The following is a 24,032-nucleotide window of genomic DNA, read 5'->3' on the forward strand; positions in this document are numbered from 1 at the left end:
CTGATATTGAGGCGATCGCCAATCTTGGCTAACGTCATTGCTTGTCCGTCAGCTAAGCCAAAGCGTAATGATAAAACTTCCCGCTGCTGCGGAGTCAAATCCGCCATCAGCTTCTCAATATCGGTAGATAAGCAGGACTCAGTCACGAATTCTTCTGGGGAAAGACTCGTATCCTCTAATAGTTCGCCCAATTCTGTATCTTGGTTGTCTCCTACCCGCAAATCTAACGATAGTGGTAATCTCGCTCTTTCTAAATACTCGCGTACCTGTTTGGGTGTGAGTTCTAGTGCTGTAGCTAACTCCACGATACTTGGGGCGCGTCCTAGATTTTGAGAGAGTTGACGCTGTGCTTTTTTGATTTTGTTTAATTTTTCTGTAATGTGAATCGGTAGGCGGATGGTTCGTCCTTTTTCGGCGATCGCCCGCGTGATTGCTTGCCGAATCCACCAATAAGCATAAGTAGAAAATCTATAACCTTTAGTTGGGTCAAACTTCTCTACACCTCGCTGCATCCCGATCGTCCCTTCTTGGATTAAATCCAATAAGTCTACGTTACGCTTGATGTACTTTTTAGCGACGGAGACGACTAGTCGCAGGTTAGCTTCTACCATTCTGCGTTTAGCAATTTCTCCTTCGGCGATCGCTGTAGATAAGGCTGTTTTATCTATTCGCGCTGCTTCACTCCACTCTTCTAGGGTTGGTTCGCGCCCCAGCTTTGCAACTAACTCTTCTTGGAGCGCGTACAGGGTGCTGAGTCGCTGCACTTGCTTGCCATATACAATCTCCTGCTCGTGGGTCAGTAATGGAACACGACCAATCTCACGCAAGTAAGTACGTACAAGGTCAGTGGTTGTCTGAGCGGTTTTCATGGCGCTAGGTTTCTTTATCAGTAGTAAGCAGCTGTGTGGAAATAAAAGAGTAACACTTATTTCACTACCAAGCCCTCTGCTGATGAGACAAGCTTTTTCTGTTACGTATCCAGACAGCAGAAGGCTATAGTGTTACAAGAATTGGACAACATCTAGTTGTTTGCGGAAATTTAATTTTAGAGCTGTCTCTACAGGTAGAGCAGCTTTACTACCCTCCAATCGGTCATTGGATCGCTTAAGATTAACATTCTACACTATTAATAATTGTAACATTTCTGAGAGGAAACTGCCACTGCCTGCATTTTCTATCTCAGCTTGAGAGTTGAGTTAGCTCCACGACTTGCCCTCACAGGGCGATCGCACTCCAAAGTTAAACTGTTTCACGCACACAAAAGTTGCATTTTTTAGTCAAAGTTAACTAGTAATTTGACTAATGAATGCATCAGAGGAGACAAAAAACAGTAAATGTTTTAATATTTTGCGTTTTGAGTGACTTAGGTTGATGTAAGGCAGGGAGCAGGGGACAAGGGGGACAAGGGGGACAAGGGAGCTGAGAACAGAAACCTGGAATGTCCCTACGATTCGATCTTTAGCTAGCGATCGCTGCAACGGAAGTCATAAACAAAATCTTATAGAGAGAAAAGAGGGAGAGGAGCGAAAAGTTGCTTAGTTGCTTAATTGCAAATTGCGAATAGCAGTTGCTCCCCCAGTTCCCTCAGCTCCCTCAGCTCTCTTCTTTCCTTCACTCCTCACTCCTCACTCCTACCTAGAACCGTTCCCCATAAAACCTAACGTTAGGCTGTCGTGGGCGAGGAAATGCCCTAAGTGATATGCTCTTTCTTCGGTTTCGAGTAGGATTTTCTCGTATAAGTAACGGGTAGCGCGATCGCCTAAACTTTCTGCTTGAGCGGCTTGACGACGGATTAACCCAATAATTGCCTGTTCTGCTGCTAAGTCGTGTTCTACCATTTGACGGCAAGCAAAAACACCGTCTGGTTCTGGCTCGAAGCAGCACATCTGGGCGAGTTGGCTAAAACTAGCTACGGGTACGCCACCCAGTCCATCTAAACGTTCGCCAACATCGTGAACGTGTCCCTGGACTTCTTCATAGCTTTCGCTGAAATACTGATGCAGCATATAGAATTCTGCACCTTCAACAACAAAATGATGTTTTTGGTATTGCAGGTACAAACCCTGAAAGCTAGCAAGAGCAATATTTAATCCTTCGCAAACAGGAGTGGTGACACTGCGATCGAGCAGAATAGGGTTGTCATATACCTGACCGAAGTTCCGTAGAATTGTTGCCTCAGACATGGTTCTCCTCTCTTTGCTGGTTGTGATGCTGTTATCGATAACTCACTGCTACTTTCATTATCGCTCTCTAGTCAAGCTTTAAACAGCGCGATCGCTATGTATTTCAGTGCTTTTGACTGTTGAGACAACCCATGATTAAAGAAAGTTTTTTGCAAATATCATGAGAATTATTTGCATTTAGGGTATGCTATTGGGTAAAGTTAAACTGTCGGCAACTAGCACGGCTAGTCACGGCAATAAGATGACGAAATGTAATTTGAGCATCGGAGGGTATGGGGTTGAAGCCGTTAGGTTGCGAACCGGAAGTTAGAGAAATTGTGGAAGTGAAATGGGCAGATAGATGGCAGGTGTATCAACGTTTACAAGAGTTAGAGATTCCTTGTTGGTGCGATGCCGGACAGCCATTAAAAGTTGAGATAGCCGATCCCACAACGGCAGTTCAATTGAGTAGTGTTTTGAGACAATTCACTGCATCTCGCCAAGATTTGGTGTGGTGGTTAAAACAGTGCTGGTAAAACCGTAGATCGAGCATTGGTTGTCGTTCATCCGAAGGTGATAAAGCAATGAGTAGTCGCTTTGGTAAAGAAGTATCGGCTTTTAGCTTAGAGGGAAAATTTCTCAGGTTTGAATTAGAAGATGGCTATAAGCGTAAATATTTGCAAGTTGGCACTTTAGAAGGTGAATATCGAGTCAAACTACCCAAGTATCTGCGTTCACCTATGGAGTTAAACCTGAATTTAGGGGATGTAGTACAAATTTTTGGTGAGAGAAAGTTTGACTATAAAAAAGATTCGCTCAAATTGAAGGCAGAACGAGTGATCGTTATCGATCGCCAACCGCCAGCTATGACTCCTGCTACACCTGTTAAACGACAAACCAAAGCAAAAGCTAGTATCTTAGTGTGTCAGAAGTCTGATTGCGTCAAACGGGGTGCAAACGGAGTTTGTAAAGCATTACAAGCATCTTTGAATGAGCGCGGTTTGGAAAATGAGGTAGAAATTAAGCCTACTGGTTGCCTCAAACAGTGCAAAGCTGGACCAAATGTCGTGGTGATGCCTGATAAAACTAGATATACCCGCGTACAAACCGAGCAGGTTGCAGAATTGATTGACAAGCACTTTACTACAGATGAAGGTTGCCATAGTGAGAATGTGCAGCAATTAGCATTAGTTGGCAATCGAATTTTTCCTGTTAGCTGAGAATTGTGCTAGATGAAAAGATTTACCAACTAAATTTGAAGAGGATCGCTACTGGAGTCTGGGAGAATTTATGGCAAATTCTTGACAGATGAGAAATTGCTCTGGGATACAAAAATATACGTTTAGATGTTTGACAAAATGAAATAATAGTTAAATTATTGAACGAATCTTCAGGTAATGAATCCAGGTGTGGTTGCGGCGATCGCGTATGGGATTTTAGCCATAGTTGGCGGCGCGATTGGCTATAAACAAGCTCAGAGTAAGGCTTCGCTGATTTCTGGTACTGCTAGCGGTTTATTGCTGATTCTGGGAGGAGTTGCGCGATCTTTCGGTCAAGTCTGGGGTCTCGGGTTAGCTGCTATAGTTACAGCAATATTAGTGATTATTTTTACTACTCGTCTGATAAAAACACGCAAATTCATGCCAGCAGGATTAATGACTGTTGTAGGTGTAACAGCGTTGGTAGTTATGTTGAAAAATTTGTAGAGACGCGATCTCGTGCATCTCTACATTGGTTATGAGGTACATTTGGACAAAGTTAATTCTCTTCGCTAGGATCTGATTTATAGCGAATCTTCAGCATCAAAATCATTCCAGCAAAAATAAATGTTACGATATTGGCGGCGATGATAGGAATATCGTGTACGTAAAAGCCGTAAACCAACCACAGAATTATTCCCGTACATAAAACGATGAGCATACTCCAAGAAAGATCGTGAGCTGATTTCGTCTTCCAAGTTTTGATCAACTGGGGTAAGTATGCGATCGTTGTCAGGACTCCTGCAAATAGTCCCAAAGGGGTGATGAAATTAAAATCTTCCATGTTTATGCGTTCTAGTGACAATATTCCCTATTATTCTCGCAGAATTCCGATCCCTGCTTCTCTTTCTATGTAATCGACTAAGCTAATAAAATCATCTCGCGGATAACACTTGCCACCGATCAACTGAAATGCTAGTTCACTCGATGGATTATCGGGATTCTCTAGAATATGGATTCCCCAGTAGTATAGTTGGTCGCTAGTACGAATGCAAACTTGTTCTGGATCGATACAATGAAACTTCTTATCGTTCTGGCTAATATGTTTATAGACCGATAAAAATGACTCTTTTAAAATTTTGAATCGTCTAATTCCTGGGTCTTTAAAATTATTAACTAAAACAAATAGGTGAGCAGCTTGATTAATACTTCTAATTTTTTGCACTGTATCTTGAATCACGATTCCATGTTTATTAATACCTAGAGGATTCAAAGTTGTAGGAATAATACAATAATCAAATTTCTCAATTAGTTCTCTTGGGTTGCGTTCTAAAGCAGGAGAACAATCACATATAACTATTTTGCAATCACGGGCGGCGTTTTCATCCCAAGCTCTTGCATCGTAGACTTCAATAGTTGTACCCGTACCTTTACTATTAGGAACGTAAACCCCATCTCCTACTAATTTATGTAAGTTTTGTTCTGGATCTAAATCTACCAAAGCAACATTGAATCCTTGTAAGGCAAATGCTCCCGCCAAGTGCGCCGCAACTGTAGTTTTTCCAACTCCACCTTTACAAGTGAAAATACCAAAATAAATTTTGTCTTGTTTTGGTGGTTGGGGTGGAGGTGTACCGTCATCGCCGTTCACCCAAGTAATTTTATGTTCAGAAGCGATGCCACAGCGAATTCTCGCATCTTTTCCCCAAGATTTAATTAGGGCGCGAGCTGGTCCACTATAATCTTTTGTAGTAATGAAAATACCATAATTAAACTGACAAGCTGCTGGAGATTCAAGAAAGTCAACAAACTTTAAAATTTGCGGTGCGGCAACGTTATTTTTGAGCCACTTGACTTGAACAGCTGCCACAATATTGCTTTTACTGACAACTAAATCGTAACCTGCTTGGTTTTGTTCGGGAGTCACAACCGTCCACCCGTGTCTGTGAAAAATTCTGGCTACGTGCTGCTCGAAGTGAGTGAAATCCTGTATGTATGGTGGTTGCAGGGATGAGGACATAGACAGATAAGACGCGGGGCTAAGATCATTAAAACCCTTATTTGGTCTAGTGTCTATGGGTGAAAGGAAGGATTGCTTTTTTAACCATTAAGATGAAAACAGTTTATTATCGTATCTATTCCCTTCAATGACTTTGTCGTTGATACTAACTACTCTAGTTCTCTCAGCATCGAAACCGAAATTTTAGGCGATCGCAAAATGGTAGCAACTAGCAAATCAGTAAACTGAAACAAGCAGGGCGATTTTAGTAGTAGAATGTGACAAGTAAGCATCAGTTTTTATTAGTAGCAATTTTTACCAAAAAAGTTGTATTTTACTTATAGTAAGTTTGGTTACATAAATTCAAACTAGAGAACTCTGACTTATGGTAGATTGTCCGCTTTTCAAAGACAGTACAATTGAAAAAAAAGAAAAAAATAGAGTATACTCTGTAACAGAATAAAGAATAAAACACTCATACTTTTTTAGATTCAAGTTGGTATCGATAAAAAAATAAGAGAGAACAAAGAGAACTCAAGTTTCTATTCTCAGGGTGTCAAGGAATTCCAATTTCTCTAGATCGGGGACTGTCTATCTTCTACTAGGCAGTCAGTTCGCGGCAGCTAACTCAAAATAGTTAGAGAAAAATTTACAATATGTCATTATTAATCCTTGTCGTCGATGACGATCCGGCTATTCGTCTGCTGGTGAGTTGTTCTTTGAAGCAGTGGGGATATTCAGCAATCGCAGCTGAGAATGGGAAAGAAGCGCAGAAGCAGATTGAGGAATGTCAACCGCATCTCGTCATTACTGATATTAGTATGCCAGAGATGGATGGCTACGAGTTAATTGAGTGGATACGTCAGCATCCAACATTTCGACTCCTACCCGTAATGTTTTTGACAGCACGAACAGATACGGAAGGAAGAATTCGCGGCTATCAAGTAGGGGGAGATGCATATTTAGCCAAACCCTTTGAATTGAATGAATTATATGCTGTGGTGCGTAATTTACTAGAGCGATCGCAGTTAATATCCCAATTCATGCAGTGGGAATGGCGCTTACGGCTTCAACAGCAAAATATGGAACAGCAACAAGGCAAAACGTATAATACACTACACTATCCTTCAAGCCAAGAAGAACCAACTGTTCGAGTCGATACACCGCGCTATAATCCTTACCAGCACCAACAGGAAAGGACAACTGATACTAAGACTTTTGATAATTTTTCCTTAACTAAAAGAGAACAAGCAGTACTTCAACTTTTAGTCAAAGGTTTATCAAATGCTCAAATAGGTTCTAGCTTATACCTCAGTCCTCGAACAGTAGAAAAGTATGTTAGTAATTTACTGTGTAAAACTGGAACCAACAATAGAGTAGAACTTGCGTGCTTTGCCAGAGAACGCCATCTAATTAATAGTTGATGGTTAACAGTTGACGGTTAACAGCGGTAAGTCTAAAGATTGAAAATATTTATTTTCTCAACCAAGCTAGATGCAGAAGTTGCTAATATTTTGGCTTTGAGTAGCGATCGCTAACTCAATAGACAGAATAGTTTCTGCAATAGCTTGGTTTTATGTTGCAAACTATTTTTGATGGTAAATCAGCAAGAAAAATAGTCTCTCTTAACGTATATCATCTGAAAGATAGATGTTAGTTTGAATTTTTGAGCTGAGCGTAATCTCACTCAGGGAACATACCTAGTTTTTTAGGTAAATACACTATAGAAATTAAATGTGTAATTCTGTATTAAAGAGAAAAACGCCAGTAGATATACTTAGGGTAAATACCTAGTGTATTGGGGAGATACGCTGTGGAATTCGACAGTTGCTTTTTCTATCTTGTTAATAGATAGATATTCAATTTCTTATGCAGTTAGTAGTTGAATATCTAACATCTAAATTTAGAAGGAGCTAAAGCTATGTTCGATACAGACATGCAATCTGGATTGTTTTTAGATTTATCCGACGAGCAACAACAAGTAGTTACAGGTGGTGGTTCTACAGGGGATGCACTGCGCGACAAACTTGCCACTTACTACAAAGCCGATAAGAGTTTAACCAACCTGGATGTAGCTCAACAGTCGGGTCCTGAAGGTAGCACGAATCTACAAAGCTTCAAGCACGATACTCTCGATATTAGTACCGCAGCTTATAAAGATTTCTTTGCTAAATTAGGTTAATTTATTTCGGCAATAAATCCGCAAGCTCTTTACTAGAGACAACCCAATTAGTAAGCGCTATCACTAGTTTAAATGTAGGAGATTTTCCCATGATCGCTAATAATATCAAGTCCGAATTATTTGTGGAATTGTCTGAGGAGCAGCAGCAGTTGGTTGCAGGTGGTGGCAGCTCAGGCGATGTTTTGAAAGATAAGCTGGCGACTCATTTCAAAGCTAATAACACCATAACAAATCTAGAAGTGGCTCAGGAATCGACTCCCAAGGGTAGTACGAATCTGCAAAGCTTCAAGCACGATACTATGGATGTTAATACCGCAGCTTATAAGGATTTCTTTGCCAAATTAAGCTAATTTACGCGACGTGCAACATTTGACAAAAAACTGCGATAAGGTAGAGCGTTTACCTACACAAACTACCTGAACATAGATTCCAGAGCCTCCTAAATTCTTCATTTTGCACGCTCCGATCGTCTCGTTGCACAAATAAGAACAATGCAAAGGAACAAGGCTCTGGAATCTTTTTATTAGACTTCCTACAAGGAGGCGGGCAGTTTTCTTGTTGATAGTTTTAGCTTGACTAAGTGGATAGCAATCAATAAGCGAGGTATCAAACATGTTCTTTTCCAAGAACCAATCCTCAGAATTATTTCTAGACTTATCTGAGGAGCAACAAGAGACTGTGGCTGGTGGTAAGGTGTACGAAAACAACAAGCAGTATTACATTAAAACCGAAACATCAGATGGAGGTAGTACAGACTCAGATTCTCAAAAAGGGAAACGAGACAAACCAGTGATAATAGAGCCAATTGCATGGCAATCTCCATTTGGAGTAGGGGAGCAATTGATGTTTCCCAAGATGATTATCTAGAAACTTTCTCTTTCTAACTGCCTGAATAACCTAGTTTTTCTAGGTATGGAATTTAAGTGCCGAACTAAGAGTTTGTAGCCATGGTAAGCGAAATCGATCCCAATTTTGGTGCAGTTGAAACTGATGAGTTTATCCCCCCAATCGGTTCTTTGACAACGCTCGGCGGCGGGATGGCGATCGCTATTTTTAGTGTAGGAGTGTCTCTAGCTGCCACGCTCAGCTACAACGTCACAGTCAAAGCACCTGCAAATATCCGTCCGAGTGGAGAACTACGGGTTGTTCAGGCAGCAACAGAGGGAACGATTACAAGCATTAACGTGCAAGAAAATCAAGCTGTAAAAAAAGGTGAGCCAATTGCTGAGATCGACAATTCACAACTTCAAACTAAGAAACAACAATTGCAAACCAACATTCAGCAGAGCCACTTACAATTAGTACAAATTACAGCTCAACTTAATTCCTTAGATCGTCAGATAGCTGCTGAGACAAACTTAATGCAGCGTTCTGTAGCTGCGACAGCCGCGGAACTGATGTTGCAACGTAGAGAATATCAAACTAAGGAAATTGCCACAATTGCAGAAGTACAAGCAGCTCAAGCTGCTCTAGGATTGGCACAGGAAGAGAAGCAAAGATATCTACAACTAGCAAATACAGGTGCGATCGCCCAATTGCAAGTTAAGGAAAAAGAACAAGCTTTCAAAGCAGCTAAAGCCAAACTCAAACAAGCTGAAGCCAGCCTCAATCCTAGTAATGCCACGGTGATTATAGCTAACGAGCAGATCGCTCAAGCCAAAGCCAGAGGACTTGCAACTGTAGCTGCATTAAACAGAGAGCGCGAAAACCTGATCGTTAACAAAATTGCCCTGCAAAATCAACAAGAGCGGGATACAAAAGAACTACAACAAACTGGCTTGGAACTGAGGAAGACATTTATTCTTGCCCCTACAGATGGCACAATTCTCAAGCTAGAACTGCGTAACCCAGGACAGGTGGTAGGCATGGGGGATGCGATCGCCCAAATTGCTCCCCGTGACGCTTCCTTAGTGGTGAAAGCTCGTGTCGCAGAACCAGATATTAGCAAAGTCAAACCCGGGCAACAAGTTCAAATGCGTGTTTCTGCTTGTCCTTATCCCGATTACGGCACTCTCAGAGGTGTAGTTCAAGCTGTTGCTCCAGATGCAATACCCGCAGCTAGCGCGGGGTTAGGAGCGATCGCCCCGTCTATCTATGAAGTGACGATTCAGCCGGATAATGAATTTGTCAGTACAGGCGATCGCGTCTGTCGGTTGCAACCTGGGATGGAAGGTGCAGCCGATATTATTTCTCGTTCCGAAACCGTACTGCAATTCATTCTGAGAAAAGCAAGACTACTGACGGATTTGTAAATTGGTGCGTGGTGCGTGAAATACTTCTGACTTGTGTACGGGCGGGTTTAATCGTACTGCTGTTTGTTTTTTCATAGGGATCTTCAAAAAACCCGCCCCTACGACTTACGGCTTCCCAATTACCAATTACCCATTACCTATTACCTATTATGGTTAGCCTGTTTAACAAAAAATATCCATGTGTCTTACAGGCAAGCGAGGAAGATTGCGGGGCAGCTTGTCTGGCTACAATTTGCAGACATCACGGACGGGTTTTAAGTATTAATCGTTCGCGGGAAGCTGTCAGTACTGGACAGTTGGGAACGACGATGTTGGGCTTAAGGCGTGGTTCGGAGTCCTTGGGTTTCAATACTCGACCAGTTAAAGCTTCGCGAGAGGTGGTAGACCATATTAATGATGTTCCTCTACCAGCGATCGTGCATTGGCAGGGCAACCACTGGGTAGTATTGTACGGGCGACAGGGTAAGAATTACGTCATTGCCGATCCAGCTGCGGGTATTCGCTACTTAAGCAGGCGAGAATTAATGAAAGCATGGAATGGCATTATGCTTTTGCTAACTCCCGATCCTAGCTGCTTTTATAATTGGGATGAAGAAGATTCTTTAGGCGGATTTATCCGTTTTTTTCAACGGATATTACCTTATCGAGCCATACTGATTGAGGCTTTGGGCATTAATCTTGTCTTGGGTTTACTTGCCTTAGCTAGCCCATTTTTAATTCAAATTCTCACAGATGATGTTCTAGTACGGGGAGATGTTCAACTGCTAAGTGTTGTTATAGCTGCTGTGGTAGTTACAACTCTGTTTAGTAGTACGATGCAACTATTACAAACTACACTGATTGCTCATTTTAGTCAAAAGTTGCAGTTAGGATTAGTCTTGGAATTTGGACGCAAACTTTTGCATCTACCTTTAGATTATTTTGAAACTCGCCGTAGTGGAGAAATTGTCAGTCGCTTGCGAGATATTACTGAAATCAATCAGTTGGTTTCGCAAATTGTTGCCTATCTACCCAGTCAGTTTTTTGTTGCCCTAGTTTCGTTTGGCTTCATGCTGTTTTATAGCTGGAAGCTGACTTGTGCGGTGATGGCGATCGCCACAATTATGATTTTATCAACGCTACCGTTTTTACCAGTTCTACGGCAGAAAACGCGCAGCCTTCTCGTTTTATCGGCAGAAAATCAGGGTGTTTTGGTAGAAACTTTTAAAGGCGCGATGGTGATGAAGACTACAGCGGCTACACCCCAATTTTGGGATGAATTTCAAAGTCGTTTTGGTCGGTTAGCACATTTGACTTTTAGTACAATTAAAATTGGCATTATTAACGGTGTTTTCACTCAAACGTTAAGTAGTCTTGGTGGCATCGCTTTACTGGGATTCGGTAGCATTTTGGTAATTAATAAGGAACTCAGCATCGGGCAAATGCTAGCGTTTAACACGATGCAGATTAATGTTGTTGGTTTAATTAACTCTCTAGTTGGTTTAACAGACGAATATTTTCGTTCTCAAACAGCAGTCAATCGTCTTTTAGAAGTAATTGATGCAACTCCAGAAGCGGTTGGAGACATTCATAAACCCTTTGCTGAAATTTTACCAGATGCAGATATTGAGTGTACGAATCTCTACTTTCATCACGCTGGCAGAGTCGATCTACTAGAAGATTTTTCAGTCACGATTCCTGGCGGACAAGTTATTGCTTTGATCGGTCAATCTGGATGTGGTAAAAGTACTTTAGCCAAATTAATTGCAGGTTTATATGAACCCCAATCAGGAAATATTCGGATTGGGACGTATAATCTGTCAGATATCGCGATCGATTGTCTGCGTCAGCAAGTCGTATTGATTCCTCAAGAACCTCATTTTTGGAGTCGCTCAATTTTAGAAAACTTCCGTTTAGGAAATCCTCACCTTCCGTTCGAGCAAATTGTTAAAGCTTGTCAAATTGCGGATGCCGATAGTTTTATCAGTCAACTACCTAATAAATATCAAACAGTTTTAGGAGAATTTGGCGCAAATTTATCTGGAGGACAACGACAAAGATTAGCGATCGCCCGCGCTATTGTCAGCGATCCACCTATTCTTATCTTAGATGAAGCGACCTCTGGTCTCGATCCGGTGAGTGAATTTCAAGTTCTAGAGCGATTGTTAAACTACCGTAAGGGCAAAACTACAATTATTATCACCCATCGTCCGAGTGCGATCGATCGCGCTGATTGGGTGGTGCTACTCGATCGAGGAAAGTTACAAATTCAAGGTTCTTTATCAGTTTTGCGGAACAAACCTGACGAAAATTTAAGATTTTTCTTACCTTAAGTGGAGTAGATATTAATATGTCTGAGCCTAATGAAGACAAGAGCGATCGGCTGTTAGATGAGTTATCCGATCGGGAACAAGAAGCTGTAGTGGGTGGATTTGGCTGGGAAGATTTCTTTGGCTCTTTCTTTTTTCAAAAAACAGATATAGACACTTTCGCTGATGCTCAAGATAAGTTTACAGATGGCAGTTCTATTTCTCGCCGTACGAGTTACAAATTATCGCAAATTACTTTAGCGTTTACCATGCCGCTTTTTGGTGGATCTGGTAGACGTAGATCTCGTTCTAGTAGCTCTAGAATGCGAAATATATTTAATTTATTTCAATCGTTTTGGGACAACTAGTTAGCTCGAATTGGAAAATTATAATGAGATTTTTTGTATTAAGACGCAGCTTTTATCTTACTTAAAAAGCCTTAATAGTCACCACTTAACTTACTCAATATTACGATGACAAGTGGTTGTATTTATGAATCCCGCACCCCAGTCCGTTGATTTTTTTGGTTTACCTATAGAATTTGCTGAGATCGTTAGTTACTTGCAAAAGAGTTTGCAATTAAAGGAAGTCTGTCAGCAGATTTTATATCGCCGAATCATCGAACGTGTGGCACGGGAAAGAGGCTTAACAGTTGAAGCTGAGGAAATTCAAGCTGAGTTAGAGCGCCAGCGTCGCGATCGCGATTTAGAAATGGATGCCGATTTGTTAACTTGGTTGACAGATCGGCTGCTCGATCGAGAAACTTGGGAAGCTAGTATTCGCGATCGCCTGTTGGCTGAAAAATTAAATCAACGTCTTTTTTCTATAGAAGTAGAACGATTCTTTAACCAACATCCAAGTGAATTTGAACGAGTCTTACTTTATCGAATTGTTGTGTCTAGTGCAGCTGAAGCATTAGAGATTTTATATCGATTGCAAGAGGGTCAAATTAGCTTTTATGAAGCTGCACACTTCTACGATATTAGCGAACAACGGCGACTTCAATGCGGTTATGAGGGGAGAATCTATCGGTCTCAGTTACAACCAGATATAGCAGCGATCGTCTTTAGTGGTGCTGTAGGACAGGCGCTCGGTCCTCTGCAAACTGATACAGGTTATTGTTTACTATTGGTAGAAGAATTTTTTTCAGCTCAGTTAACTTCGGAAAGATTTCAAGAGATTTTGGAACGGCTATTTCAGCGGTGGTTGGCGTTGGAGTTAAGTTCGATGCTGCAAAGTAATAGTTAATGAGATATTTGTTAGTTTTAATGGAAATAAGGGGTACGATCGCATCTCCCTAATACTAGATTAAGGGAGAGCTGTTTTATTTCCTCGTACTTAGTTATATTCTCCGATTGATGTCACGCAAAGACGCAAAGACGCGAAGAAGAATGCAAAAAGTAGCTGTTAATGTGAGTCAATAAGTTTGGCGACTCTAGTAGCAGGCTGTCATGATAGGGAAAGAAGCGATCGCGCTTTCTCCTAAAGGTACTTGTCATGGCTGTGGAATACGATCTTGTGGTTATTGGTGGCGGTTCGGGTGGTTTGGTGGTGGCTGGTGTCGCCGCTGCACTTAAAGCTAAGGTAGCGTTAGTTGAAAAGCATCGCCTGGGTGGTGATTGTCTTTGGTATGGTTGCGTCCCTAGTAAGTCTTTGATCCGCGCTTCTCGCGTGGCTTATGAGGTGAAACAGGCGGGAAGATTTGGGATCTACTGTAACGATCCGCAAATTGATTTTGCTAAAGCGATCGCGCACGTCCAAAATACAATTACTACCATCGAACCTCACGATTCGCCAGAAAGGTTTGAGGGTTTGGGTGTAGAAGTGATTTTTGGTGACGGTAAGTTCGTTGACAAGAAAACTTTTGAAGTTAATAACCGCCGCCTCAAAGCCAGAAGTTTTGTCATCGCTACAGGTTCTCGTCCCGCCACGCTACCAATACCAGGACTGAAGGAAGCGGGATTTATTACTAACGAAGAAGTGTTTGAAATTACCGAACGTCCAGAGACACTCGCAATTATCGGCGGGGGACCAATCGGTTGTGAGTTAGGACAAGCATTTTCTCGATTAGGATCGAAAGTTACCATTATTGCTAGTCGCGATCGCCTCCTTCCCAAGGAAGATCCAGAAGCAGTTGAAGTTATCCACCAACAATTTAAATCTGAAGGTATTAATTTTCTCCTCAATACCAAAGCGGAAAAAATCGAAGTTGTAGATGGTAAAAAATATATTTGGGCAGGAAAAGAAAAGATTGTCGCCAACCAAATTTTAGTTGCAGCCGGACGAGCGCCAAACGTAGAATCTTTGAACTTAGATGCAGCAGGTGTAAAAGTAGGTAAAAAGGGAATTGAAGTCAATTCTAAACTGCAAACTTCCAATCCCCGTATCTACGCTTGTGGGGATGTTTTGGGCGGTTATCAATTCACCCACGTTGCTAGTTATCAAGCAAATATCGTTCTCAAAAATGCTTTGTTTTTACCAATATTTAAAGTCAGCGATCGCGTCATTCCTTGGGCAACCTTTACCGAGCCAGAATTAGCAAGGGTGGGATTGATGGAACAAGAAGCCAGGGAAAAGTATGGTAACGATATTCGAGTTGTCAAACAAGAATATGCAGATGTGGATCGCGCTCAAGCTGACGGAACGACAGCCGGATTTGCTAAGATTATTACCAAACGTAACGGGCAAATACTCGGCGCTCATTTAGTTGGTGCAGCGGCGGGCGAACTTATTCATGAGATTATATTGGCAATGTCGCATAATCTAAAACTATCTGCTCTGAGTGGAATTCACATCTATCCCACCTTATCAGAAGTGAATAGTAAGGCAGCTTTTGCTCAAACTCGCCAAAATTACGAACAAAACCACAGATTGCAGCAGATGTTATCCAGTATATTTCGCGTCATCCGTCGCTTCGGCTAAGCTATAATCGCGCTGTTTGAGGAGTGAACCCAAGCTTGTATGCACTGGCTATTGACTGGATCTTTGAGTGTAGAGAAACTGACGGTAGCGATCGCCGACTTACCTGCATCTTTGGTAGGGACGAAGATAGTGCAACTGTCCGATCTGCATTACGACGGTGTTAAGCTCTCAGAAGAGATGTTAAAGCAGGCGATCGCGGCTACGAACGAAGCCGATCCCGATCTGATCGTTTTAACTGGCGATTATGTGACCGACGATCCCAGCCCCATCCATCAGTTAGTCTTGCGACTCAAGCACCTGCAAAGTCGCTATGGAGTTTATGCTAGCCTGGGCAATCACGATATCCATTACCCCCATTCCAAAGCCGAAGTAACTAAAGCCTTGACAAGCGTGGGTATTTGTGTATTGTGGAATGAAATTGCTTACCCATTTGGGAAAAAATTACCTTTAGTTGGACTAGCTGATTATTGGTCGCGGGAGTTTGATGCTAAATCAGTGATGAAACAGCTAGACCCGCAAATCCCTCGAATTGTCTTATCTCACAATCCAGACACAGCCGTACCGTTAAAAAAATGGCGCGTCGATTTACAATTATCCGGTCATACTCATGGGGGTCAGTTTGCCTTACCTGGTATTGGTCCCGCGATTACCTGGTATCAAGATTTGCGCCGCAGTCTGCCTAAAAATATGCGGCGTTGGATGCCATTTATGCAAGCTGAGTGTGCTAAAGTCGTGCGTCACTGGGAATGGGCGCAGGGTTTTCACCAAGTTGGTGAGAACCAAATGTACGTCAATCGCGGCTTAGGAACTTATGCCCCCGGTCGATTTTTGTGTCCCCCAGAGGTGACGGTAATTACTTTGGCATCTCAATCTAATCTCGGCGATCGCCTTTGCTAGGTTGACTGACAAACAGCTTCTTTTTACCTGTTATTTGTCTCTAAATTGTCACTTTGTTGTCTCGAATAAGTCACTTTCTTTGTCTATATTTTGATTTCATGCAAACAAAGACAACAGGAGGAACTTATGAGAGGTAGCCATAGAATCGACAAATCCAAGCTAGTTGATAAAATCTATATGCTTCATCAACTCCATCAACAGAATATTGAAATGTCAGAACGATCTCCTAAAAAATATGATTCTCAAGTTAAGAGAATTCACGATATAGATGAAGACGATTTCAGGAAAGCTGCGTAACCAAAATCTCACAACCATAAGTTAACAGCAGGGGAAGAAAAACCCTGCTTTTATTTTCAGTTTTGTTTTGTTAGATGCTTCTATAGAGACGTTACGTGTAACGTCTCTACAAGAATTATGGTTCCATCGGATCTGGTAACGGTCTACCCTTGGGTTCGGGTAATCTCGGACGGCGATCGCCATATGGCATTGGGATATACTGGACGCTGGGACGACCTCCCTGCGGTTGAGGATACAATTCCATCAGGTCGTAGATCGATCTGGGCAATCCTACTGTAATTGGCAATCCCAGTTCTGTTGCTTCTTCTACGGTGATAGGGTAGTCGTGAGTGACTTGTCCCGTCGTTAGCGTCTCGACAATCTTTTCAATATTTTCCGGCGAGATTTTCTGTTTGGGAATATCGTCTTTTAACAACGTGCGGACAAAGCGCTGAACTTGAGCGATCGCTTTACGCGACAAATCAGCCATAATTAGGGTTTGATCGTCTACATCGCCGATAGGCTTATCTTCCACTACTTTGAGAATACTTGCAGCGGGAAAGTTGCCTAACTGCGGATCGACTGGTCCCAAAACAGCGTTAGCATCCATCACAATTTCATCAGCTGCTAGTGCTAGCATCGTGCCACCACTCATAGCATAGTGGGGGACAAACACCGTTACTTTAGCTGGATGGCGAATTAAGGCTCTAGCAATTTGCTCGGTTGCTAAAACTAAACCCCCAGGAGTATGCAGAATTAAATCGATGGGGACATTAGGTGGAGTGAGGCGAATTGCTCTCAAGACTTGTTCTGAGTCTTCAATCGTGATGTAACGAGAAAGGGGAATTCCCAACAAGCTAATTGACTCTTGACGGTGAATCAGCAGGATCGTACGACTATTGCGACCCCGTTCAAATTCTTGGATAGTTTTGACGCGACGAAATTCCATCTGACGACGCTGCCATACTGGTTGCAGCGAAGAAAAGAAGAGAAAAACCCAGAATAGGTCAAAAAAACTAAAGCTCATAGTGTTTATGACTTTTAAATTAGAGTTACCCTCCCTATTGTTTCAATTTCTCACAAATTGCAAGTCTATCTGAGGAACTATGGTGTTGTGTAAGAGCGCACAACTGTGCGTTCTTACATCTCCTTTAATAGCCGCCGCGATCGCGTTTGAGGTCGTAGATTACCTTTTCCATATACCAATCAACTGACTGGTGTGGGTTTTTCTTTTGAGCTTGAGATAAAAGGCGGTTGGCTGTTTCTCTTTCATCATGCAGCAAACTCATTAATCTTTTCTGAAGATGACGGCTACCTTGCTCGACGCGAACGGAACCTCCTACAGCAACAGGACGCGATGTCGCTGGAGATTTGAAGTGTCCGTTGTTTCTAGCGGCTAAGGCGATCGCCGCAGCGCCACCTGCTAAGCCTGCTAAAGCTAGCATCAGGTTAGGATCTATTCCTTCTTCGTTCCTGGGGTTCGAGCGGTATATTTGTGCCGTCAAAAATTCACGGTTACTTGGCTCAACTTCTCTGGTAACGGTTTGAGCGGCAATAGGCAAACTGCTGCTACTAATCTGAGCGCCAAGAATAGCAGCGATCGCAGCACTCAAATGCAACAACTTTAACATTGGATTAGTTCAACTTCCGAACTCTTTAGATGTTTCTATTCTGAGGTATAAATATGACAAGAATGTGTCAAGACAACCCGTATAAATATGTTGCAAACGACTCAATTCAATGCTGACGATTCTAGCAGGCGATCGCAATTTATCGCTACTACAAAACACCCAGTGAAGGTGCTTTGTTTCTAAAAAGTAGCTCCTGTCGCCGACAAGCGATGTACCAAAGTCAGAGGCTGTTCTAATACCTCTTCTAAAGCAGAGGAGAATAACAGTCAATTACCAATTACCAATTACCTATTTAGTCGCGTTTCACCTCGTTCGATCGCTTCTAACTGGCTCCAGAGTAGATCGCACTTGAACGCTAGGGCTTGAACTGCTCGTTCTTGAGATTCGCGGCTGCGACAATACTTCAAGACTAAATCTAAAGCATATCGGGCATCTCGCGGTGCTTGCTCCAGTCGCTTCCTAAAATAATCGAATCCGGTAGGATCGATCCAGGGATAATGTTGTTCTAGGGCAACCAAGCGCACTCGGATCGCATCTGGACCAAATAATTCTGTCAGTGAAGCAGCGACAGCCTCAATCCAAGGTCGAGTGCGACAAAAATTGACGTAAGCATCGACAGCAAATCGTACTCCTGGGATGACGTGTTGCTCGTCTAACAACTCTTGGGGGGACAAACCAACTGCTTCACCTAATTTTAGCCACGCTTCAATTCCGCCTTCGCCCTGACTGCGTCCGTCGTGATCGATGATGCGATCGATCCATTGCCGTCGCACTTCTAAAATGGGACAGTTGGATAGGATAGCAGCATCTTTGAGTGGAATGCTTTTTTGATAGTAAAATCTATTTGCCACCCAACGACGCACCTCTTGGGGTGTCAAATCTCCATGATTCATGCGGACGTGGAAGGGGTGTAAGTGGTGGTAACGTTGGTGCTGCGATCGCAGTACCGCTTCTAATTCTGCCTGCGTCCACGCTTTTTGTTCTGACTGCATCAATTCCGGCACGGCTCTCTTTCTCCTGATGGGATCTTATAGCTCAATTGTCAAACCGTCATCACCCACTTCAATACCTGCCTTCTCGACAACTTGCCGCTCCTGAGAATTAGCCATGAGAATTGGATTGGTATTGTTGATATGAACCAAAATTTTGCGCGGGTGGCGTAGTTGCGCGAGATGCTGAATGCTGCCTTCCGCTCCTGAAAGAGGTAGGTGTCCCATCTCCCGTGCTTTGCGATTGGCAATGCCCAAATTTACCAACTCGTCATCTTGCCAACACGTCCCATCAATCAGAATGCAATCGCTAGATTCAAACCGTTCTAATACGGTGTCATCTAACTGAGCTAAACCTGGGGCATATGTCATCACTTTGCCACTGGCGCGAAACGTAAAACCTACAACCCACACTTCATCTGCTACAGCCTTGTGACGCATGTATTTTGGTGGTTTGGCAGCCAGAGGAAACGCCTCTACTTCTAGTTGATTTGCTGCATCCAGTCCCAGGTTTATCGGTATGCCAGGTTCGAGTAACGACCATTTTACCCCGCAATAGCCTGCTAAAGTCGATAGTAATGGAAACCCTTCCGTCAGTGCTATACGAACTGTATCAGTGCCGTAAACACGCAGTGGTTCGGAAGATTCCCGCAACAAAATCAACCCTGTGGTGTGGTCAATTTCTGCATCTGTGAGCAGAATCCCAGCGATCGGGCTAGAGCGGATGGAAACTGGTTTGCCGTCCCGCAATAACTCAAGTTGCTGGCGCACGTCTGGGGAAGCATTGACTAAAAACCAAGGTTGGTTATTTGCCCGTACTGCAATTGAGGACTGATTGAGCCAGCATACACCTGCACTAGAGGCGCGGACTGCTTGGCAATTAGGACAGTTACAGTTCCACTGCGGCAGTCCCCCACCTGCGGCAGTCCCAAGAATTTTTACTTCCATAGCTTTAGTAGAGGCTATCAGTTATCAGTAGAGAGTGAGTAGTGAGTAGTGTAAAGAGGTTACATGTAGCCTCTTTACAAAGTTATCAGTAATTGAAAAAAGCTACCTGGGCTAATATTCCTTGGACACTAAATTGAAACTGCCCCTGAATTTGCCTACCGGATTGTAATTCTCTGCCTCCAGAAGCAAGGTTTAATTCGCGAGCAAGTATAGTTTGTAAAGCGATCGCATCTACATTGGGAAACTCAAATCGTAACTTTTTCACTGGCGATTTGGTAATCTCAATCTCAACTTCAGTAAACTCTAACTCTCTCTCGATTTCAGCTTTAACCACTATTGCTTGTACTGGTAACTGTACTTGGAGATGGGAATTTTCAGCTTGTAGCTTATCTAGTCCCACGAAGGAAAGACTTAACACTCGATTTGTGAGTGGCTCGCCAAACAGTCCAAAAGCAGCTAAGAGTAATGGTAAAGGTAGCAGAAACTTCAGCGGTAAAGCAGACAATTTTAGCAACCAATGGAACATAGATAGGGATTGGAACTGGTACTTCAAAGGAGCGATTTTGGAGCGAGTTTTTCCCAAAGGGTCAATCTGAGAATCTCACTGGTGGGGGATATGCCAATCGGTTGATATTTCCTAGTTTAAAGATAATCAGAAAATAGTTAACTCCAGAACACGCGATCGCAGGCTGGGATTATGAGAATTTTATTGGTGGAAGACGACAGCGAACAGTTGGAACCACTGCAAACTGCCTTGACTGAAGCCGGACATATTGTCGATGGTGTTGATGATGGGGCAATGGCACAATGGCTGCTGTCTCAAAAAGATTACGACTTATTGATTTTAGACTGGATGCTGCCAGAAGTAAGTGGGGTATCGCTCTGTCGTCAGTATCGACAAACGGGCAAAACGTCCCCCGTACTGATGTTGACGGCTAAAGATACAACCCCAGATAAAATTACGGGTTTAGATGCAGGGGCGGACGATTATCTGGTTAAACCGATAGATATTTTAGAACTTTTGGCACGAGTGCGGGCATTGGGGAGGCGATCGCCCATGTGGCAGGGAGATATTCTGCGGCTGGTAGATTTACAACTTCATCTTGACACCCTAGTTTTGGAACGAGATGGAATTGCTATAGAATTGGCTCCAAGGGAATTTCATTTACTAGAGTATTTTCTGCGTCATCCTAACCACGTTCTCAGCCGCGACCAAATCGAACAAGCATTATGGGAATGGGGTTCTGAGCCTGAAAGCAACGCCGTGACTGCACTGATACGACGGCTGCGTCAACGCCTGCAATTAGTCAATGCCGCCGACTGGATTGAAACCATATATGGTATGGGTTATCGCTTTAAACCTACCGTTGAGCAAGTCGTAAGTCCTAAGTCGTAAGTTAAAACTATTTCGGATCGTTAACCGCTCACCAACTAACAACTACCAATTACCAACTACCACTGTTCATGTTTAACCGCAGGTTTGCTCGTAGTCGTATTAATATTGCTCTGTGGTTTACCGTGACGATGGGTAGTATTTTAGTCGCGTTTGCAGGGGTAATCTACTACCTGACGATCTTAGATGAGTTGGAGGATCTCGATCGCCTACTTTACAAAAAAACTAGCGTCATGGCGGTGAACGCCGAGTATAACTGGCTGACAAAGCAAGTAAATTTAGAAAATGTACCGCTGGTAGGGACTAACACCCCACCCATTGGGACGGATGTTGTCTACGCGCGGTGGTACAGCTCTCAAAGGCAACTCGTACAATTTTTCGGTACGACACCCCCATCTGAGCTAACTGTATCGCCTGGATTTTCCACGTTAGAAACTGTTAACAACGACACCCACACCCAGACAGCACCTACTCCTGTCTGGCTGCGCCAAGTGACTTTGCCTGTTTACCAAAGCGAGTTGTTAATTGGTTATCTGCAAGTCGCCATTCCACTCGCACCTACACAGCAAGAGCTAGCCCAATTACGATTAGTTTTATTGCTGATAGTACCAGTGACTATAGGAATTGTCGGCTTAGCTGGTTGGCTGCTGGCAGGGTTAGCAATGCAACCGATTCGAGACAGCTACGACCAACTCCAACGCTTTACGTCTGATGCTTCCCACGAATTACGAGCGCCACTAGCAGCAGTGATGAGCAATGCTCAAGTTGGAGTGATTTCCAAATCGAGCGCTCCTTCACAACAGCGGCTGCGATTTGAGAAGATTGTCAAAGTGGCGAAGTCGATGGAGGCTTTGATCGGTCAGTTGCTATTTCTCGCAAGGCATGAAGGGCAATTAACGACTCAGTCTTTGGTAGAGGTTGACTTGACAAGCTGGCTAAAAGAATTAGCAGATAATTATACTTCTCAGATCGCAACCCAAACCACAACCCAAAATGTAAATTTTGCCATCAAATTACCTCAACATACAGTCAAGGTGAAAATCGACTCAGACTTACTGCAACAAGCAGTTGTAAATTTGTTGAGTAACGCTTTTAAGTACACGCCAGCTGGCGGGAGCGTGCAATTACGACTTTTTACCCGTTTTCATCAAGCTGTAATTCAAGTTGAGGATAGCGGTATTGGCATTCCCCAATCGGATTTACCTCGGATTTTCGATCGCTTTTATCGTGTCGATTCTAAGCGAGCGCGTAAAACAGGCGGTTTTGGATTGGGGTTAGCGATCGCCCAACAAATCGTTCGCGCTCACGGCGGTGAAATTAACGTCAAAAGCGTTTCTGGGCAGGGTTCCACTTTTCAAATTCAACTCCCGCTGGCTTAGAACACTACCGCCTAATTGTCACTCTATCTCTTGGGTGGACTGCTCGGTTACGCTTAAAGAATTACACCTAAAGATAGATAAATAAAATACATAAACCCAACCAAGTTTACTAGTTCACAATTCATGCTATATGGAGCTAAAAAATAAGTTTTATAATTTTATTAGAGTCTTTTGGTTAACAACAACTCGAATATCAAATTAAAAGACAACTTCAGCTCCTGAGCAACAACGGTCTCACACAAATGTGACGCAAAAGGTAGTGCGGTAGCGTTCGTGTCAGATTGTGCTGCCTCGGTAACGCAAATAGAGAGCTAGAAGTGTCTGCGTTTCAATCGCTCCAATTGTCTGATGAGATTCAGTCGCAGGTTGGGCAATTGGACAAGCTTCTTCAAAGGAGAAATCCCCATGAGCGATTTTTGCCCGATTAAGCGATTTGACCACCTTGAGTTCTATGTTGGGAACGCAAGGCAGGCAGCACTATTTTATTCCAAGTGTTTTGGATTCACGATCGCTGCCTATCGAGGACTAGAGACTAATAGTCGCGCCACTGCCTCATACGTACTAGAGCAAGGAGATATTCGCTTTGTTTTGAGTACGGGACTGCATCCAGAACATCCCATCTCTAAAAGCGTACTCAAACACGGCGACGGAATTGCCATTATTGCTTTAGAAGTCCCTGATGTTGTTAGCGCCTATCAAGAAACAACTCGACGAGGTGCGGTGGGAGCGATCGCCCCGACGGAAGCACAAGATAATTATGGAGTGTTACGCTACAGTGCGATTCATGCTTATGGCGATACCTTAATCGAGTTCGTCGATCGCAGTAATTATGCAGGTGTTTTTGCTCCTGGTTTTGAACCTCGGAATCTACATGCCAACCGCAAAGGAGTGGGACTGAAAACCATCGACCACGTAGTTGCAAATGTAGAACTAGGGGCAATGGAGAGGTGGACGCAGTTTTTTGCTGAGACGATGGGCTTTAACCTATTAATACATTTTGACGATCGCGCTATTTCTACTGAGTACTCAGCCTTAATGTCCAAAGTAATGCAGGACAGCACGGGTACGATTAAATTACCCATTAACGAACCAGCTTTAGGCAAGGGTAAATCTCAAATTGAAGAGTACTTGGAATATTACCACGGAGCCGGAATTCAACACGTTGCCTGCGCGACCGACAGCATCGTCGAGACAGTCACTCAGATGCGGGCAGCAGGAGTTGAGTTTCTCTCGACACCAAAAACGTACTACGAAAACTTAGAGGAGCGAGTAGGAAAAATCGAGGAGCCAATCGAGCGGCTAGCCGAGTTGGGCATCTTAGTAGATCGAGAAGAAGATGGGTATTTATTCCAAATTTTTACCCAGCCAGTACAAGACCGACCGACGCTGTTCTTTGAGGTCATTGAGCGACACGGAGCGCAAGGCTTCGGTGAGGGGAATTTCAAATCCTTGTTTGTCGCGATCGAACGCGAGCAAACGTTGAGAGGCAATTTGGCGATCGCCACGGTGTGAAAC

25 protein-coding genes are annotated in these 24,032 nt (G+C 43.2%); 16 read left to right on the top strand and 9 right to left on the bottom strand.

Features of this window, described 5'->3' with window-relative positions:
- Together C7Y66_RS04500 and C7Y66_RS04505 are read right to left on the bottom strand one after the other, a co-directional pair.
- Window positions 1-869 (bottom strand): RNA polymerase sigma factor, RpoD/SigA family (locus C7Y66_RS04500; protein WP_106544644.1); only part of this gene is annotated, 869 nt, incomplete at its 3' end.
- A 762-nt stretch (window positions 870-1,631) separates the two neighbouring features.
- Window positions 1,632-2,183, bottom strand: coding sequence for a Dps family protein (locus C7Y66_RS04505; RefSeq protein ID WP_015155342.1), 552 nt, complete (start codon window positions 2,181-2,183; stop codon window positions 1,632-1,634).
- A 272-nt stretch (window positions 2,184-2,455) separates the two neighbouring features.
- Between C7Y66_RS04505 and C7Y66_RS04510 the strand changes: the two genes are divergently transcribed.
- The 3 genes from C7Y66_RS04510 to C7Y66_RS04520 all read left to right on the top strand — a co-directional run bounded on the left by C7Y66_RS04510 (window position 2,456) and on the right by C7Y66_RS04520 (window position 3,868).
- Window positions 2,456-2,698, top strand: coding sequence for an Asr1405/Asl0597 family protein (locus C7Y66_RS04510; protein WP_015155341.1), 243 nt, complete (start codon window positions 2,456-2,458; stop codon window positions 2,696-2,698).
- 48 nt (window positions 2,699-2,746) lie between these two features.
- Window positions 2,747-3,382, top strand: coding sequence for a (2Fe-2S) ferredoxin domain-containing protein (locus C7Y66_RS04515; RefSeq protein WP_106544645.1), 636 nt, complete (start codon window positions 2,747-2,749; stop codon window positions 3,380-3,382).
- A 177-nt stretch (window positions 3,383-3,559) separates the two neighbouring features.
- The gene (locus C7Y66_RS04520) at window positions 3,560-3,868 is read left to right on the top strand and encodes a TMEM14 family protein (RefSeq protein WP_106544646.1); all 309 of its coding nucleotides are present in this window, start codon (window positions 3,560-3,562) and stop codon (window positions 3,866-3,868) included.
- A 52-nt stretch (window positions 3,869-3,920) separates the two neighbouring features.
- Here C7Y66_RS04520 and C7Y66_RS04525 read toward each other — a convergent pair whose 3' ends face one another.
- Both C7Y66_RS04525 and C7Y66_RS04530 read right to left on the bottom strand, forming a co-directional pair.
- Window positions 3,921-4,205 (bottom strand): SemiSWEET family sugar transporter, encoded by a 285-nt coding sequence (locus C7Y66_RS04525; RefSeq protein ID WP_039716960.1) that lies wholly within the window; start codon window positions 4,203-4,205, stop codon window positions 3,921-3,923.
- Between the two features lie 30 nt (window positions 4,206-4,235).
- Window positions 4,236-5,381, bottom strand: a complete 1,146-nt coding sequence (locus C7Y66_RS04530; RefSeq protein WP_106544647.1) for a restriction endonuclease — start codon at window positions 5,379-5,381, stop codon at window positions 4,236-4,238.
- 635 nt (window positions 5,382-6,016) lie between these two features.
- Between C7Y66_RS04530 and C7Y66_RS04535 the strand changes: the two genes are divergently transcribed.
- The 10 genes from C7Y66_RS04535 (at window position 6,017) to C7Y66_RS04580 (ending at window position 15,901) form a co-directional block, all read left to right on the top strand.
- The gene (locus C7Y66_RS04535) at window positions 6,017-6,784 is read left to right on the top strand and encodes a response regulator transcription factor (RefSeq protein ID WP_106544648.1); all 768 of its coding nucleotides are present in this window, start codon (window positions 6,017-6,019) and stop codon (window positions 6,782-6,784) included.
- Between the two features lie 497 nt (window positions 6,785-7,281).
- Window positions 7,282-7,542 carry a CTB family bacteriocin gene (locus tag C7Y66_RS04540; RefSeq protein WP_106544649.1) on the top strand — a complete coding sequence of 87 codons (261 nt, stop codon included), beginning with the start codon at window positions 7,282-7,284 and terminating at the stop codon, window positions 7,540-7,542.
- A gap of 89 nt (window positions 7,543-7,631) precedes the next feature.
- Window positions 7,632-7,892 (top strand): CTB family bacteriocin, encoded by a 261-nt coding sequence (locus C7Y66_RS04545; RefSeq protein ID WP_106544650.1) that lies wholly within the window; start codon window positions 7,632-7,634, stop codon window positions 7,890-7,892.
- Window positions 7,893-8,154: 262 nt separating this feature from the next.
- Window positions 8,155-8,409, top strand: coding sequence for a CTB family bacteriocin (locus C7Y66_RS04550; RefSeq protein ID WP_015155333.1), 255 nt, complete (start codon window positions 8,155-8,157; stop codon window positions 8,407-8,409).
- Window positions 8,410-8,489: 80 nt separating this feature from the next.
- Complete coding sequence (locus C7Y66_RS04555; protein ID WP_106544651.1) at window positions 8,490-9,794, top strand: HlyD family secretion protein; 1,305 nt, start codon at window positions 8,490-8,492, stop codon at window positions 9,792-9,794.
- Between the two features lie 149 nt (window positions 9,795-9,943).
- A complete protein-coding gene (locus C7Y66_RS04560; RefSeq protein ID WP_106544652.1) occupies window positions 9,944-12,106 on the top strand; it encodes a peptidase domain-containing ABC transporter in 2,163 nt (720 codons plus the stop codon).
- Between the two features lie 17 nt (window positions 12,107-12,123).
- On the top strand, window positions 12,124-12,450 hold the full coding sequence (locus tag C7Y66_RS04565; protein ID WP_106170498.1) for a hypothetical protein: 327 nt from the start codon (window positions 12,124-12,126) through the stop codon (window positions 12,448-12,450).
- A gap of 112 nt (window positions 12,451-12,562) precedes the next feature.
- Window positions 12,563-13,330 (top strand): peptidylprolyl isomerase, encoded by a 768-nt coding sequence (locus C7Y66_RS04570; RefSeq protein WP_233222525.1) that lies wholly within the window; start codon window positions 12,563-12,565, stop codon window positions 13,328-13,330.
- Window positions 13,331-13,579: 249 nt separating this feature from the next.
- Window positions 13,580-15,004 carry an NAD(P)/FAD-dependent oxidoreductase gene (locus tag C7Y66_RS04575; RefSeq protein ID WP_106544654.1) on the top strand — a complete coding sequence of 475 codons (1,425 nt, stop codon included), beginning with the start codon at window positions 13,580-13,582 and terminating at the stop codon, window positions 15,002-15,004.
- A gap of 39 nt (window positions 15,005-15,043) precedes the next feature.
- Window positions 15,044-15,901 carry a metallophosphoesterase gene (locus tag C7Y66_RS04580; protein ID WP_106544655.1) on the top strand — a complete coding sequence of 286 codons (858 nt, stop codon included), beginning with the start codon at window positions 15,044-15,046 and terminating at the stop codon, window positions 15,899-15,901.
- 412 nt (window positions 15,902-16,313) lie between these two features.
- On the opposite strand, the gene C7Y66_RS04585 is transcribed toward C7Y66_RS04580, so the two are convergent.
- The 5 genes from C7Y66_RS04585 to C7Y66_RS04605 form a co-directional block, all read right to left on the bottom strand.
- Window positions 16,314-17,204 (bottom strand): hypothetical protein, encoded by an 891-nt coding sequence (locus C7Y66_RS04585; RefSeq protein ID WP_015155325.1) that lies wholly within the window; start codon window positions 17,202-17,204, stop codon window positions 16,314-16,316.
- A 124-nt stretch (window positions 17,205-17,328) separates the two neighbouring features.
- A complete protein-coding gene (locus C7Y66_RS04590; protein ID WP_106166895.1) occupies window positions 17,329-17,808 on the bottom strand; it encodes a hypothetical protein in 480 nt (159 codons plus the stop codon).
- A 284-nt stretch (window positions 17,809-18,092) separates the two neighbouring features.
- On the bottom strand, window positions 18,093-18,800 hold the full coding sequence (gene pqqC, locus C7Y66_RS04595) for a pyrroloquinoline-quinone synthase PqqC (protein WP_041462508.1): 708 nt from the start codon (window positions 18,798-18,800) through the stop codon (window positions 18,093-18,095).
- Between the two features lie 36 nt (window positions 18,801-18,836).
- The gene (gene pqqB / locus C7Y66_RS04600; RefSeq protein ID WP_106544656.1) at window positions 18,837-19,745 is read right to left on the bottom strand and encodes a pyrroloquinoline quinone biosynthesis protein PqqB; all 909 of its coding nucleotides are present in this window, start codon (window positions 19,743-19,745) and stop codon (window positions 18,837-18,839) included.
- A gap of 85 nt (window positions 19,746-19,830) precedes the next feature.
- A complete protein-coding gene (locus C7Y66_RS04605) occupies window positions 19,831-20,271 on the bottom strand; it encodes a hypothetical protein (RefSeq protein ID WP_199197244.1) in 441 nt (146 codons plus the stop codon).
- 171 nt (window positions 20,272-20,442) lie between these two features.
- On the opposite strand from C7Y66_RS04605, the gene rppA reads away from it, so the two are divergent.
- The 3 genes from rppA to hppD all read left to right on the top strand — a co-directional run bounded on the left by rppA (window position 20,443) and on the right by hppD (window position 24,029).
- Window positions 20,443-21,141, top strand: coding sequence for a two-component system response regulator RppA (gene rppA / locus C7Y66_RS04610; RefSeq protein WP_015155320.1), 699 nt, complete (start codon window positions 20,443-20,445; stop codon window positions 21,139-21,141).
- Between the two features lie 68 nt (window positions 21,142-21,209).
- Window positions 21,210-22,517, top strand: a complete 1,308-nt coding sequence (locus C7Y66_RS04615) for a cell wall metabolism sensor histidine kinase WalK (protein WP_106544657.1) — start codon at window positions 21,210-21,212, stop codon at window positions 22,515-22,517.
- Window positions 22,518-22,922: 405 nt separating this feature from the next.
- Window positions 22,923-24,029 carry a 4-hydroxyphenylpyruvate dioxygenase gene (gene hppD / locus C7Y66_RS04620; protein ID WP_015155318.1) on the top strand — a complete coding sequence of 369 codons (1,107 nt, stop codon included), beginning with the start codon at window positions 22,923-22,925 and terminating at the stop codon, window positions 24,027-24,029.
- The last annotated feature ends 3 nt before the right edge of the window (window positions 24,030-24,032 follow it).

Origin of the sequence: Chroococcidiopsis sp. CCALA 051, from assembly GCF_003015105.1 — a bacterium.
Taxonomy (GTDB): domain Bacteria; phylum Cyanobacteriota; class Cyanobacteriia; order Cyanobacteriales; family Chroococcidiopsidaceae; genus Chroococcidiopsis; species Chroococcidiopsis thermalis.